At 65.8% G+C, this 12,583-nt stretch carries 11 protein-coding genes; 9 read left to right on the forward strand and 2 right to left on the reverse strand.

The window, feature by feature from the left end; genetic code table 11:
* Positions 1 to 60 precede the first annotated feature (60 nt).
* The 7 genes from QMX85_RS19200 to nudC all read left to right on the forward strand — a co-directional run bounded on the left by QMX85_RS19200 (position 61) and on the right by nudC (position 7,908).
* Positions 61 to 819 (forward strand): methyltransferase domain-containing protein, encoded by a 759-nt coding sequence (locus tag QMX85_RS19200; RefSeq protein ID WP_282343563.1) that lies wholly within the window; start codon positions 61 to 63, stop codon positions 817 to 819.
* A gap of 1 nt (position 820) precedes the next feature.
* Positions 821 to 1,273 carry a ribonuclease HI gene (gene rnhA, locus QMX85_RS19205; protein WP_282343565.1) on the forward strand — a complete coding sequence of 151 codons (453 nt, stop codon included), beginning with the start codon at positions 821 to 823 and terminating at the stop codon, positions 1,271 to 1,273.
* A gap of 11 nt (positions 1,274 to 1,284) precedes the next feature.
* The gene (dnaQ, locus tag QMX85_RS19210) at positions 1,285 to 2,040 is read left to right on the forward strand and encodes a DNA polymerase III subunit epsilon (protein ID WP_282343567.1); all 756 of its coding nucleotides are present in this window, start codon (positions 1,285 to 1,287) and stop codon (positions 2,038 to 2,040) included.
* Positions 2,041 to 2,170: 130 nt separating this feature from the next.
* Complete coding sequence (locus QMX85_RS19215; protein ID WP_282343568.1) at positions 2,171 to 4,426, forward strand: arginine/lysine/ornithine decarboxylase; 2,256 nt, start codon at positions 2,171 to 2,173, stop codon at positions 4,424 to 4,426.
* 131 nt (positions 4,427 to 4,557) lie between these two features.
* Positions 4,558 to 5,370, forward strand: coding sequence for a crotonase/enoyl-CoA hydratase family protein (locus QMX85_RS19220; RefSeq protein ID WP_282343570.1), 813 nt, complete (start codon positions 4,558 to 4,560; stop codon positions 5,368 to 5,370).
* A 37-nt stretch (positions 5,371 to 5,407) separates the two neighbouring features.
* Positions 5,408 to 7,078: a ferrous iron transporter B gene (locus tag QMX85_RS19225; RefSeq protein ID WP_282343572.1), complete on the forward strand. Its 1,671-nt coding sequence runs from the start codon at positions 5,408 to 5,410 to the stop codon at positions 7,076 to 7,078.
* On the forward strand, positions 7,078 to 7,908 hold the full coding sequence (nudC, locus tag QMX85_RS19230) for an NAD(+) diphosphatase (protein ID WP_282343573.1): 831 nt from the start codon (positions 7,078 to 7,080) through the stop codon (positions 7,906 to 7,908). The genes QMX85_RS19225 and nudC overlap by 1 nt, the downstream gene beginning before the upstream one ends.
* Here the strand turns inward: nudC and QMX85_RS19235 are convergent.
* Positions 7,876 to 8,664: a TSUP family transporter gene (locus QMX85_RS19235; protein ID WP_282343575.1), complete on the reverse strand. Its 789-nt coding sequence runs from the start codon at positions 8,662 to 8,664 to the stop codon at positions 7,876 to 7,878. The two genes, nudC and QMX85_RS19235, sit on opposite strands and share 33 nt — an antisense overlap.
* A 167-nt stretch (positions 8,665 to 8,831) precedes the next feature.
* Here QMX85_RS19235 and QMX85_RS19240 point away from each other — a divergent pair, with 167 nt between their 5' ends.
* The gene (locus QMX85_RS19240) at positions 8,832 to 9,935 is read left to right on the forward strand and encodes an AI-2E family transporter (RefSeq protein ID WP_282343577.1); all 1,104 of its coding nucleotides are present in this window, start codon (positions 8,832 to 8,834) and stop codon (positions 9,933 to 9,935) included.
* A gap of 2 nt (positions 9,936 to 9,937) precedes the next feature.
* Here the strand turns inward: QMX85_RS19240 and QMX85_RS19245 are convergent, their stop codons facing one another.
* Positions 9,938 to 11,827 (reverse strand): sigma-54-dependent Fis family transcriptional regulator, encoded by a 1,890-nt coding sequence (locus QMX85_RS19245; protein ID WP_282343579.1) that lies wholly within the window; start codon positions 11,825 to 11,827, stop codon positions 9,938 to 9,940.
* A 254-nt stretch (positions 11,828 to 12,081) separates the two neighbouring features.
* Here QMX85_RS19245 and QMX85_RS19250 point away from each other — a divergent pair.
* Positions 12,082 to 12,583: aldehyde dehydrogenase family protein (locus QMX85_RS19250; protein WP_282343581.1), on the forward strand; the 502-nt coding region annotated here is incomplete at its 3' end.

Raw genomic sequence — 12,583 nt, forward strand, 5'->3', positions numbered from 1 at the left:
GCTATGCGGATTACAAAGTTGCATCTTAAGCAGGCCCAGGCCTCCTTGCAGGAGAAACGCATGACCGAAAACACCATCGCCCAGGCCGATCCGCAGTGGCAGGCGCTGATTGGCGCCGCCCGCGAGTGGTTCGAGGGCCCGTTCGGGCAGCAACTGTTGGTGGAAGAACGCCAGGTGCTGGAGGAGGAACTGGCGCGCTACTTCGGCGGTTACTTGGTGCATTACGGTCCGCAGGCCGGACCGCTGCCGGCGGCGAAGCAGATCCAGCGCAGCGTCAGCCTGGGTGCGCCGTTTCCCGGCGTGGAGATCGTCTGCGAGGAGCAGGCCTGGCCGCTGGGCGAGCACGCGGCCGACATCGTGGTGCTGCAGCACGGTCTGGACTTCTCGCTGTCGCCCCACGGCTTGCTGCGCGAGGCCGCGCGCAGCGTGCGTCCCGGAGGCCACCTGCTGATCGTCGGAATCAACCCGTGGAGCGCCTGGGGGATGCGTCACCTGTTCGCCCAGGACGCCTTTCGCCAGGCCCGCTGCATCGCTCCGACGCGGGTCGGCGACTGGATGAACCTGCTCGGATTCGCGCTGGAGAAACGCCGCTTCGGGTGCTATCGTCCGCCGCTCGCTTCCAGCGCTTGGCAGAACCGCCTGGCTCGTCTGGAACGCTGGGGCGACCGCGGGCACATGCCGGGCCCCGGCTTCTATCTACTGGTGGCGCGCAAACTGGTCGTCGGTTTGCGCCCCCTGCCGCAGACCCGCCGCGAACCCATGGGCAAGCTGCTGCCGATGCCGGTGGCGAAGGTCAGCCGGCGCGATTCCGAGCAATGAAATGACTGAACAGACCACGATCTATACCGATGGCGCCTGCAAGGGCAATCCCGGCCCCGGCGGCTGGGGCGCGTTGCTGGTGTACAAGGGCGTCGAGCGCGAGCTCTGGGGCGGTGAGCCCGATACCACCAACAACCGCATGGAACTTACCGCGGCGATCCGCGGCCTGGCCGAACTCAAGCGCCCGTGCGACGTACTGCTGGTGACCGATTCCGAGTACGTCATGCGCGGCATCCAGGAGTGGCTGCCGAACTGGAAGAAGCGCGGCTGGAAGACCGCAGCCAGGCAGCCGGTAAAGAACGCCGATCTCTGGCAGCAGCTCGACGAGCAGGTCGCCCGGCACAACGTGACCTGGCAGTGGGTGCGTGGTCATAACGGCCATCCCGGCAACGAGCATGCCGACATGCTGGCCAACCGCGGCGTCGTCTCGGCGAAACACAGAACCTCCGTCTGACAGGAAGCGCCATGCGTTCAGTTGTACTCGATACCGAAACCACCGGCATGCCGGTCACCGACGGCCACCGCATCATCGAGATCGGTTGCGTCGAAGTGATCGGACGCCGCCTGACCGGGCGGCATTTCCACGTGTATCTCCACCCTGATCGCGAGATCGACGAAGGCGCCATTGCGGTCCACGGCATCACCCTGGACTTCCTCGCCGACAAACCGCGCTTCAAGGATGTCGCCGACGACTTCTTCGAATTCATCAAAGACGCGCAGTTGATCATCCACAACGCGGCGTTCGACATCGGCTTCATCAACAACGAGTTCGCCCTGCTCGGGCAGCGCGAGCGCGCCGACATCAGCGAACACTGCTCGGTGCTCGACACCCTGGCCATGGCGCGGGAGCGGCATCCCGGCCAGCGCAACAACCTCGATGCCCTGTGCAAGCGCTATGGCGTGGACAACTCCGGTCGCGACCTGCACGGCGCCTTGCTCGATGCCGAGATTCTTGCCGACGTCTACCTGACCATGACCGGCGGGCAGACCAACCTGTCCCTCGCCGGTGACGGCAGCGAAAGCGAAACCGGTGGCCGGGCCCATCCCACGCCGATCCGACGTCTGGCTGCCGATCGCGCGCTCACCCGGGTGATTCGTGCCAGCGAGGCCGAACTCGCCGCCCACGCGGCGCGGCTCGCGGTCATCGAGAAATCCGCTGGCACCCCGGCGCTCTGGATGCAGCTGGAGCAGGAGCCGGCCGAGGCGCTGAGCGAAGCCTGAAACGGCCGCGGCGAGTTATCGCCGCGCGACCTTTTCGTACAGCGGTCGCGGCCGGGGGTTCCTCCCGCCGGGGCGAGCCTCTACCCTGAGGCGACGGGCAGGACGGGCCTGCCGACCTCAGGGCGGTGACATGTACAAAGATCTGAAATTCCCCGTGCTCATCGTGCATCGCGACATCAAGGCCGACACGGTCGCCGGTGAACGCGTGCGCGGTATTGCCCAGGAACTGGCGCAGGACGGGTTCAGCATCCTTTCCACTGCCAGCTCGGCTGAGGGGCGCATCGTCGCGTCGACCCACCACGGCCTGGCCTGCATCCTGGTCGCCGCCGAAGGTGCCGGGGAGAACCAGCGCCTGCTGCAGGACGTCATCGAGCTGATCCGCCTGGCCCGGGTGCGCGCCCCGCAACTGCCGATCTTCGCCCTCGGCGAGCAGGTCACCATCGAGAACGCGCCCGCCGAGGCGATGGCGGACCTGAACCACCTGCGCGGGTTGCTCTACCTGTTCGAGGACACCGTGCCGTTTCTTGCCCGGCAGGTCGCGCGGGCCGCGCGCAACTACCTGTCAGGGTTGCTGCCGCCGTTCTTCAAGGCGCTGGTCGAGCACACCGCGCAGTCCAACTACTCCTGGCACACGCCCGGCCATGGCGGTGGCGTGGCCTATCGCAAGAGCCCCGTGGGCCAGGCGTTCCACCAGTTCTTCGGCGAGAACACGCTGCGTTCGGACCTGTCCGTGTCGGTGCCGGAACTCGGCTCCCTGCTCGACCACACGGGCCCGCTGGCCGAGGCCGAGGCCCGCGCCGCGCGCAATTTCGGCGCCGACCACACCTTCTTCGTGATCAACGGTACCTCGACGGCGAACAAGATCGTCTGGCACAGCATGGTAGGCCGTGACGACCTGGTACTGGTCGACCGCAACTGCCACAAGTCGATTCTGCACTCCATCATCATGACCGGCGCGGTGCCGCTGTACCTGGTGCCGGAGCGTAACGAGCTGGGCATCATCGGGCCGATCCCGCTGTCCGAATTCAGCCGCGAGTCGATCCAGGCGAAGATCGACGCCAACCCGCTGGCCCGCGGCCGGCCACCGAAGGTCAAGCTCGCGGTGGTCACCAACTCCACCTACGACGGCCTCTGCTACAACGCCGAACTGATCAAGCAGACCCTCGGGGATAGCGTCGAAGTGCTGCATTTCGACGAAGCCTGGTACGCCTACGCCGCGTTCCACGAGTTCTACGCCGGCCGCTATGGCATGGGCACGCGGCGCCATGAACAGGCGCCGCTGGTGTTCACCACGCACTCCACGCACAAGCTGCTGGCAGCCTTCAGCCAGGCGTCGATGATCCATGTGCAGGACGGCGGCGTGCGCCAGCTGGACCGCGACCGCTTCAACGAAGCCTTCATGATGCACATCTCGACCTCGCCCCAGTACAGCATCATCGCCTCGCTGGACGTGGCCTCGGCGATGATGGAAGGCCCTGCCGGGCGTTCGCTGATCCAGGAAACCTTCGACGAAGCGCTGAGCTTCCGCCGCGCCCTGGCCAATCTGCAGCAGAGCTTGGGTGAGGAAGATTGGTGGTTCAGCATCTGGCAGCCGCCTCTGGCGGAAGGCGCCGACAGCGCCACCACGGCCGACTGGTTGCTGGCGCCGGACGCCGACTGGCACGGCTTCGGCGAGGTTGCCGAGGATTACGTACTGCTCGATCCGATCAAGGTCACCCTGACCACGCCGGGCCTCACCGCCGGCGGGCGCCTGGACGAGCGGGGGATTCCGGCCGCGGTGGTCAGCAAGTTCCTCTGGGAACGCGGACTAGTGGTGGAGAAGACCGGCCTCTATTCGATGCTGGTGCTGTTCTCGATGGGCATCACCAAGGGCAAGTGGAGCACCCTGGTCACCGAGCTGCTGGAATTCAAGCGCCATTACGACGCCAACGTGCCGCTCAACGAAGCCTTGCCTTCGGTGGCGCGCCAGGGCGGCACGCGCTATGCCGGGCTGGGCCTGCGCGACCTCTGCGATGAGTTGCATGGCTGCTACCGGGAAAACCGTACCGCCAAGGCGCAGAAGCGCATGTACACGGTGCTGCCGGAGCTGGCGATCAAGCCCGCGGATGCCTACGACAAGCTGGTGCGCGGCGACGTCGAAGCGGTGCCTATCGATCGGCTCGAAGGTCGTATCGCCGCGGTGATGCTGGTGCCTTATCCGCCGGGCATTCCGCTGATCATGCCGGGCGAGCGCTTCACCCCCGCAACCCGCGCGATCATCGACTACCTCGAGTTCGCCGGCACCTTCGACCGCAGCTTCCCCGGCTTCGATTCGGATGTGCACGGCCTGCAGCACGAGGATGGCGAGGCGGGGCGGGTCTACACCGTCGACTGCATCAAGGAATGACGTATAAGGCCAGCGGTGCCGACCTGCCAGGCGCGGGATCGACTTTTGCGAGGCGCTTGTTGTTATAGTTGGACGGCTACGCCGCCGCGCGCCTCGCCGCGCCCAACTGTCCGTTGTCGAGGATGACAGCCGTGTCCGACTACAAAGCCTTCCGCGTCGAAACCCAGGACAAGATCGCCCACGTGACGATCAACCGCGCGGAAAAAGTTAACGCGATGAACGCCGATTTCTGGACGGAAATCATCGACATCTTCCGCTGGATCGACGAGACCGACGACATCCGTGTGGTGATCGTATCCGGTGCCGGCAAGCACTTCTCATCGGGTATCGACCTGGCGATGCTGGCGTCGGTCGGCAGCGAGCTGGGCAAGGACGTCGGCCGCAACGCCCAGGTGCTGCGGCGCAAGATCCTGCAGTTGCAGGCCTCCTTCAACGCCGTGGACCAGTGCAGCAAGCCGGTGCTCGCGGCGATCCAGGGTTACTGCCTGGGAGGCGCCATCGACCTGATCAGTGCCTGCGACATGCGCTACTCGACCACCGACGCGCAGTTCTCCATCAAGGAGATCGACATGGGGATGGCCGCCGACGTCGGCACCCTGCAGCGCCTGCCGCGGATCATCGGCGACGGCATGATGCGCGAACTCGCCTTCACTGGTCGCAGCATCGACGGCGAGGAAGCGCGCCGTTTGGGCCTGGTCAACCGGACCTACGCCGACCAGCAGGCGTTGCTCGACGGGGTATTCGCCATCGCCCGCGAGATCGCCGCGAAATCCCCGGTGGCCATTCGCGGCACCAAGGAAATGATCCGCTACATGCGCGATCACCGGGTCGACGACGGCCTGGAGTACATCGCGACCTGGAATGCCGCGATGTTGCAGTCGGCCGATCTGCGCGTGGCCATGGCCGCGCAGATGACCAAGCAGAAAGCAGACTTCGCCGATTGAATTCGGTTTCGGACAGAGCGCCGGAGGCGCGATAGGCATGGCTGGAGCCACATCCCTCGGATTGGTGCGCGACGAGCTGTTCGCCACCATGGAGGAGGCCGAGCAGAGCCTCGAGCAGTTCATCACCGAACGCGAGAACGTCAGCCTGCTGCAACAGGCGATCGAAAGCCTGCAGCAGGTTCGCGGAACGCTGAAACTGATCGAGCTCACCGGCGCCGAGATGCTCGCCCAGGAGATTCAGCAGCAGGCGACCGACATTCCCGCGGGTGCCAGCGAGGTGCGCGACATCCAGTTGGCTGCGCTCAGCACCGCACTCTTCGTGCTGCGCCGCTACCTGGAGAACCTAGATGCGCACCGCGAGGAAATGCCGGAAGTCCTGCTGCCGGCGATCAACGATCTGCGCAAGGCCGGCAACCAGCCGCCGCTGCCGGAGAGTTTCTTTTTCAGTGTCCGCCTCGACCAGCCGCGTCCGCTGCGCGATGGGACAACCCGCGAAACGGTCGACCTGACGGCCGAGGGTCGCCGGCTGCGGCAGATGTATCAGGTCGGGTTGCTTGGTTTCATCCGCGAGCAGAGTTCGGCCTCCAGCCTGCGCCTGATGCTGCGCGCGCTGACGCGACTCGACGGGCTGCTCGGCGACGATCCGCGTTCGCGACTGTGCTGGATCGCTGCGGCCGCGATCGAAGCCCAGGTCGACGGCCAGCTGTTGCCACGCAAATCGCGCAAGCAGCTGTTCGCCCGCATCGATCGCGAACTCCGCCAGTTGCTCGCCGCGCCCGATTACGAGGCGCCGCGCCTGTTGCTCAAGGAGATGCTCTACCTGGTCGCGCTGGCCGACACCCATGGCCCGCTGGCCGAACCGCTGCGCGAGACCTTCAGCCTGACCGCGCTGCCGTTCACCGACCACCTTCTCGAAGAGGAATACCAGCGCCTCACCGGCCCCGGCCAGGCGGTGATGCGCTCGCTGTCTTCGGCGATCGGCGAGGAGCTCGCCAGCGTCAAGGACTTGCTCGACCTCATCGAGCGGGGCGCCGCCGACGAAGAGAGCCTGGGCAGCCTGCACGCGCTGCTCGGCAAGTTGTCCAAGACCCTGGCGATGGTTGGCCTGACCTCCGCGGGCAACGCGCTGCAGACGCAACTGGCCGAGGTTTCTTCCTGGGTCGACCAGAATCCCGTTCCGGCCAATGCACTGCATGGTCTGGCCGATGCGGTGCTTTACGTGGAAGGCATGGTTGCCAGTCTCGACCGCGGCGAGCGCCGCGAAGCCCGTCCACGAACCGTTCCCGGGGCCGACGCGCAGTCCTTCGCCATTCACCAGCTCGCGGAAGCACGCATCCTGGTGATCGACGAAGCGCAGGCGTGCCTCGCGCTGGCCAAGCGGGCGATCACCGCTTACCTGGAATCCGAAGGAGACAAGATGCATCTGCTCAACGTCCCTGGAACGCTGCAAACCGCCCGTGGTGGATTGTGGTTCCTCGATCAGCCGCGAGCGGCGGCGATGATCGGCGCCTGCGCCGACTACATCCAGCGGCAGATGCTCGAAGCACCCGCGCGACCGTCGGAACAGATGCTGGAAACCCTCGCGGATGCCCTCGCCAGTCTCGAGTACTACCTGGAAGCCGGCACGCTGCTGCCCGACGAGCATTCGGAAGTGCTCGACCTCGCCGCCGACAGCGTTCGCGCCCTCGGCATGCCGGTGGATGCCTGATGGGTAGCCGCTGGTGTGCCGGGCTGGTGGATGCCGGCGTTCCCGGTGGATGGGCGCTGGCCGCGTCCCCCGAGGGCTTTCTCTCGGACGCCAATGGCGTGCTGTTCCCCCGTGAATGGCTGAAGCGCCAGGAGCTGGCCAGGTTCGAGGAGCACGGGATCGGTCAGTTCGACGGGCAACCGGTGTTCCTGCTGCAGGCGGACCAGCCGTTCGAGCTGCCTGGCGCGCACTGGCAGGGCTTGCGCCAGTTCATGATGCAAAGCGATGCCGAGCACTTCCAGATGCTTGCCTATGCCAGCCAGATCGGCACCTGGTCCAGCCAGCACCGTTTCTGCGGTCGCTGTGGTGCGCGGATGCAGCGGCACTCCGGCGAGCGCGCGATGCATTGCGTGGAGTGCGGGCTGCACCAGTACCCACGGATTTCGCCCAGCATGATCGTGCTGGTCACCCGGGGGGATGAGGTCCTGCTGGCACGCTCACCACGCTTCGTCAGCGGGGTTTACAGCACGCTGGCGGGGTTCGTCGAGCCGGGCGAGACGGTGGAGCAGTGCGTGGTGCGCGAAGTGCGTGAGGAAGTTGCCGTGGAGGTGCGAAACCTGCAATACCTCGGCAGCCAGAGCTGGCCGTTCCCGCATTCGCTGATGCTCGGCTTCCATGCCGAATACGCCGGTGGCGACATCGTTCCGCAACCTGGCGAGATAGAGGATGCGCAGTGGTTCAAAGTGAATGACCTGCCACCGCTGCCCAACGCGAAGTCCATCGCGCGGTATCTGATCGATCTCTATGTGGCTCGCCGCTCAGGCGGCGCCGATCCAGTGCTGCCAGACTAGCCGCGCGGTCAACGCCAGCACCACAAGGATGAACACCGGGCGGATGAATCGGGCGCCGCCCTTGATCGCGGTGCGCGCCCCGATGAACGCGCCGAGCATCAACGCCAGCCCCATGCCGAGCCCGAGCGCCCAGGCCACCTGCCCGGAACAGATGAACACCGCGAGCGCCGTGGCGTTGCTCACGAAGTTCATGCTGCGCGCCACGCCACTGGCGCGCAGCAGGTCGAGCGGGTACATCAGCAGGCTGCTGACCGTCCAGAACGCCCCGGTCCCCGGGCCGGCCACGCCATCGTAGAACCCCAGCCCAAGTCCCTGCGGCCATTGCCGTCTCCTGGCGATGGGCGCTGCGCTGTCCTCAAGGGCACCCTCCGGCACCTTGCCGAACAACAGGTACAGCCCGCAGCCGAACACGATCAGCGGAAGCAGTTGATTGAGCCAGCGTGCCGGCACCCAATGGGCGACGATCGCGCCGATCAGCGCGCCGATTGCCGTCGCAAGCAGCGCAATTCGCCATTCACCCGGATCGAAGAGCTTGCGTCGGTAGAAGGTGAAACCGGCCATTCCCGAACCGAAGGTGGCGCACAGCTTGTTGGTGCCCAGGACCAGATGGGGCGGCAGGCCGACGGTGAGCAGCGCCGGCATCGTCAGCAGCCCGCCGCCGCCGGCGATCGCATCGATGAAGCCGGCGAGGAAGGCGACCAGGGCGAGAATGACCAGGGTGCCGGGATCTACGGCGAGTTCGAAGGGAAATGGCATGGCGTCGAGGTCGGCCGAATGGCGAAAACAGGCGCGCATGATGCCGCTATTCGACGGGATAAGGAATCGGCCGCGGCGTATCGCCCGCGCCCGGCTTCCACGCCGGCACTTTGCTTCCTCCGGCGTTGACTAACGCAGGAGTCGAATGTCGTTAACTAGGGAAACTCATGAACAACCCGAACCTGGAACAGAAGGTCTTCCTGGCACTGCTTTTGGTGGTTTCGCTGGCATTCGCCTGGATCCTGCTGCCGTTCTATGGCGCGGTGTTCTGGGCGGTGATTCTCGCCATCCTATTCGGCCCGTTGCAGCGGCGCCTGCTCAAGCGCTTCGGCGGGCGACGCAACCTGACGGCGCTGACCACCTTGCTGGTGAGCCTGCTGGTGGCGGTGCTGCCGGTGATCATCATCACCGCGCTGCTGGTGCAGGAGGGCGCCACGCTCTACCAACGCATCGAAAGCGGCGACCTGAACGTCGGCGCCTATGTCGAACAATTCCGCGAGATGCTGCCGCATTTCGTTCAGAACCAGCTGGACCGCTTCGGCCTCAATGACCTCGGCAGCCTGCGTGATCGTCTTTCCAGCGGGGCACTCGCCGGCAGCCAGTTCCTCGCGACCAAGGCCTTCAGTTTCGGCCAGGGCACGTTCGAGTTCGTCGTGGGCTTCTTCGTGATGCTCTACCTGCTGTACTTCTTCTTGCGCGATGGCCCGGAGCTGGTTGCCCGCATCCGCCAGGCGATTCCGCTGAGCCAGAACCAGAAGCGCAAGTTGTTCAGCAAATTCACCCGGGTGGCGCGCGCGACGGTGAAGGGCAATATCGTCGTGGCGGCCACCCAGGGTGCGCTGGGCGGATTGATCTTCTGGTTCCTCGGCATTCCCAGCCCGCTGCTGTGGGGGGTGCTGATGGCGTTCCTCTCGCTGTTGCCGGCGGTTGGGGCGGGCATCATCTGGACACCGGTGGCGATCTATTACCTGCTCAACGATCAGGTGACCCAGGGCGTACTTCTGACTCTCTACGGCATCTTCGTCATCGGCCTGGTGGACAACATCCTGCGCCCGATACTGGTCGGCAAGGACACCAAGATGCCGGACTACGTGGTGCTGGTGTCGACGCTTGGCGGACTATCGCTGTTCGGGCTCAACGGTTTCGTCGTAGGCCCGTTGATCGCGGCGTTGTTCATGTCGACATGGGGGCTGTTCACCGGGCCAGCCAGCGCGCCGTCGGCGCTCAGCGCCGAGATGCCCGTAGTGCCGCCCACGGAGCGACCCGGCTAGTGTCAGGTCCGGGCGATGCCGTGGCGCCGCAGTTTGCGATACAGCGTGTTACGGCTGATGCCCAGGGCCCGGGCGCTGCGAGTCATGTGCCAGTGCTCTCCGTCGAGGGTGGCGAGCAGCGCTTCACGCTCGGCTTCGGCCAGCGGGGCGGTGCTGGGCAGTGGTGCGACGGACAGTTCCGGTTGCACCGCGCGCAGATCCTCCAGTTCGATGCGTCCGTTCTCGGCTAGCGCCACCAGCGCACGCAGCAGGGTGCGCAATTGGCGCACATTGCCCGGCCAGGGCTGTACGAGCAGCGCCTGGAGGGCGTCCGGAGCCAGCTGTAGTGGTTCGCCTACGGTTTCTTCGCTCAGCAACTGTTCGATCAGTTCGGCCTTGTCGCTGCGCTCACGTAGCGGTGGCAAACTGATCTGCAGGCCGGCGAGCCGGTAGTAGAGGTCTTCGCGAAACTTGCCCTCGGCGATCATCGCCGGCAAATCGCGGTGGCTCGCACTGACCAGCCTTACGTCCAGCGGCAATGCCTGCGATGCGCCGAGCGGCTGGACCTGGCGGGACTCGAGCACGCGCAGCAGGCGGGTCTGCATGGCCAGCGGCATGTCGCCGATTTCGTCGAGAAAGAGGATGCCCCCGTTGGCCTGCAGGAGCTTGCCGGTCATGCCGTCCTTGTGCGCACCGGTGAAGCTGCCGCCGCGGTAGCCGAACAGCTCGCTCTCGATCAGGCTTTCCGGAATCGCCGCGCAATTAATTGCCACGAACGGCTTGCTGGCGCGCGAACCGTTGCGATGCAACGCGGCGGCGAAGGCATCCTTACCGGTGCCGGTTTCACCGTGCAGCAGCACCGGTACGTCGCGCTCCAGCACGCGGCTGGCACGTCCGAAGGCTTGACGCAGGCGCGAATCGGCCAGGCAGGGGGCAGCCGCGCCTGAGGGGGCCTGGCTGTTTCCTCGGGATGGCCTCGCCGTCGGTGCGGGGCGGGCGAGCTGGCCATGCAGCAAACGTCCATCGCGCGCGCGTAACGCCAGGCAACCACCGGCGTCGCCGGGTAACGGGTCAAGCAGGCGCTCGACAGACAGCTCGAAGAGATGTTCCAGCGGGCGGCCGAGCAACGCTTCGCGCGTTTCGCCCAACAGGCTCAGCGCCGCTTCGTTGAGCGCCTCGATGTGGCCACGTTCGTCGAAGGCCAGCAGGCCCTCACTGAGCATGCCCAGATACTCGGGCCGCGCATGCAGGCGCAGCAGGCGTCGGCCGTTGCAGGTCTGCACGAAGTAGGCGCCTTCGATCAGCTTGGCGGACAGGCTGGTCAGTGCCATGGTCTGATAGTTGTTGCGCCCGGTCGGCTCGTCCCGGCACGTGGAAACGTTGAGCACCGCCAGCGGCTCGCCATATGGGTCGAGGATCAGGCTGGCGGAGCAGGTGAGACCGGTATGGCGTCCGTGGAAGTGTGCGTCGCGACGGATGGTCAGTGGCTGGCGCTCCACCAGGCAGGTGCCGACACCGTTGGTGCCTTCGGTCGCCTCGTCCCACACCGCGCCCAGCCATAGGCCTGCGCGTTGGAAGTCGTCGCGCTCGGCGTCCCGGGCCAGGCTATCTATGACCACGCCCTGGGTGTCGGTCAGAAGGATCGCGTGGTCGCTGCCGCCCAGTTGCTGATGCAGGCTGTTCATCTGCCAGCGGGCGATGGCAATGATCCGCTGCAGACGTTCGCGGCATTCGTTCAGCCGCGGACGTTCCATCACGTAAGGCGCGTGCAGGCGGGAAGGATCGAGGTGGTGCTGCTCCAGGCAGCGCCGCCAGGAACGCGCGATGGCCGGGTCGCTGGCCGGACCTTGGATGGGTGGCAGGCCTTCACCAAAGCGCAGGACTTGCTGCGCGTGCTGATGGATCGTGTTCATTCTTGTTGTTCTCCGAAGCGGTGCCGCAGCGGGTGCCGGCCCAGCATAGGACAAAATCTCGCTCCAGGCATACAGGTCATCGGCGGTACGAGGTGTCATCGGGGGTGTCTCGTATCTGGTACATCGAGGGTACCCAGGCTCCATTGCGTTAGGCTGCAGGCCGCGTCAGCCGGGGCCTTTCCTCTTCTGGCCTCGCTCTTGCTCATGTTCTTGCGGGTTCCGCCCATGACAACAACAAGATCAGGAGAACACCCATGCGTTACGCAGTCCCCAATACCCCTGGCTCCGTCCTCACCCTCAAACCGCGCTACGGCAACTACATCGGTGGCGAGTTCGTACCGCCGGTGGACGGCCAATACTTCACCAACACCTCGCCGGTGAACGGCTCGGTGATCGGCGAGTTTCCGCGTTCCTCGGCGGCCGACATCGACAAGGCGCTGGACGCCGCGCACGCCGCCGCCGATGCCTGGGGCAAGACCTCGGTGCAGGACCGTTCGCTGATCCTGCTGAAGATCGCCGACCGCATCGAAGCCAACCTCGAGTTGCTCGCCGTCGCCGAAACCTGGGACAACGGCAAGGCCGTGCGCGAGACGCTGAACGCCGACGTGCCGCTGTCCGCCGACCACTTTCGCTACTACGCCGGCTGCATCCGCGCCCAGGAAGGCAGCGCCGCGGAGATCAACGAGCACACCGCGGCCTACCACTTCCACGAGCCGCTGGGCGTGGTCGGGCAGATCATCCCGTGGAACTTCCCGC

The organism is Pseudomonas sp. PS02288, from assembly GCF_029959715.1.
GTDB lineage: Bacteria > Pseudomonadota > Gammaproteobacteria > Pseudomonadales > Pseudomonadaceae > Pseudomonas_O > Pseudomonas_O kuykendallii.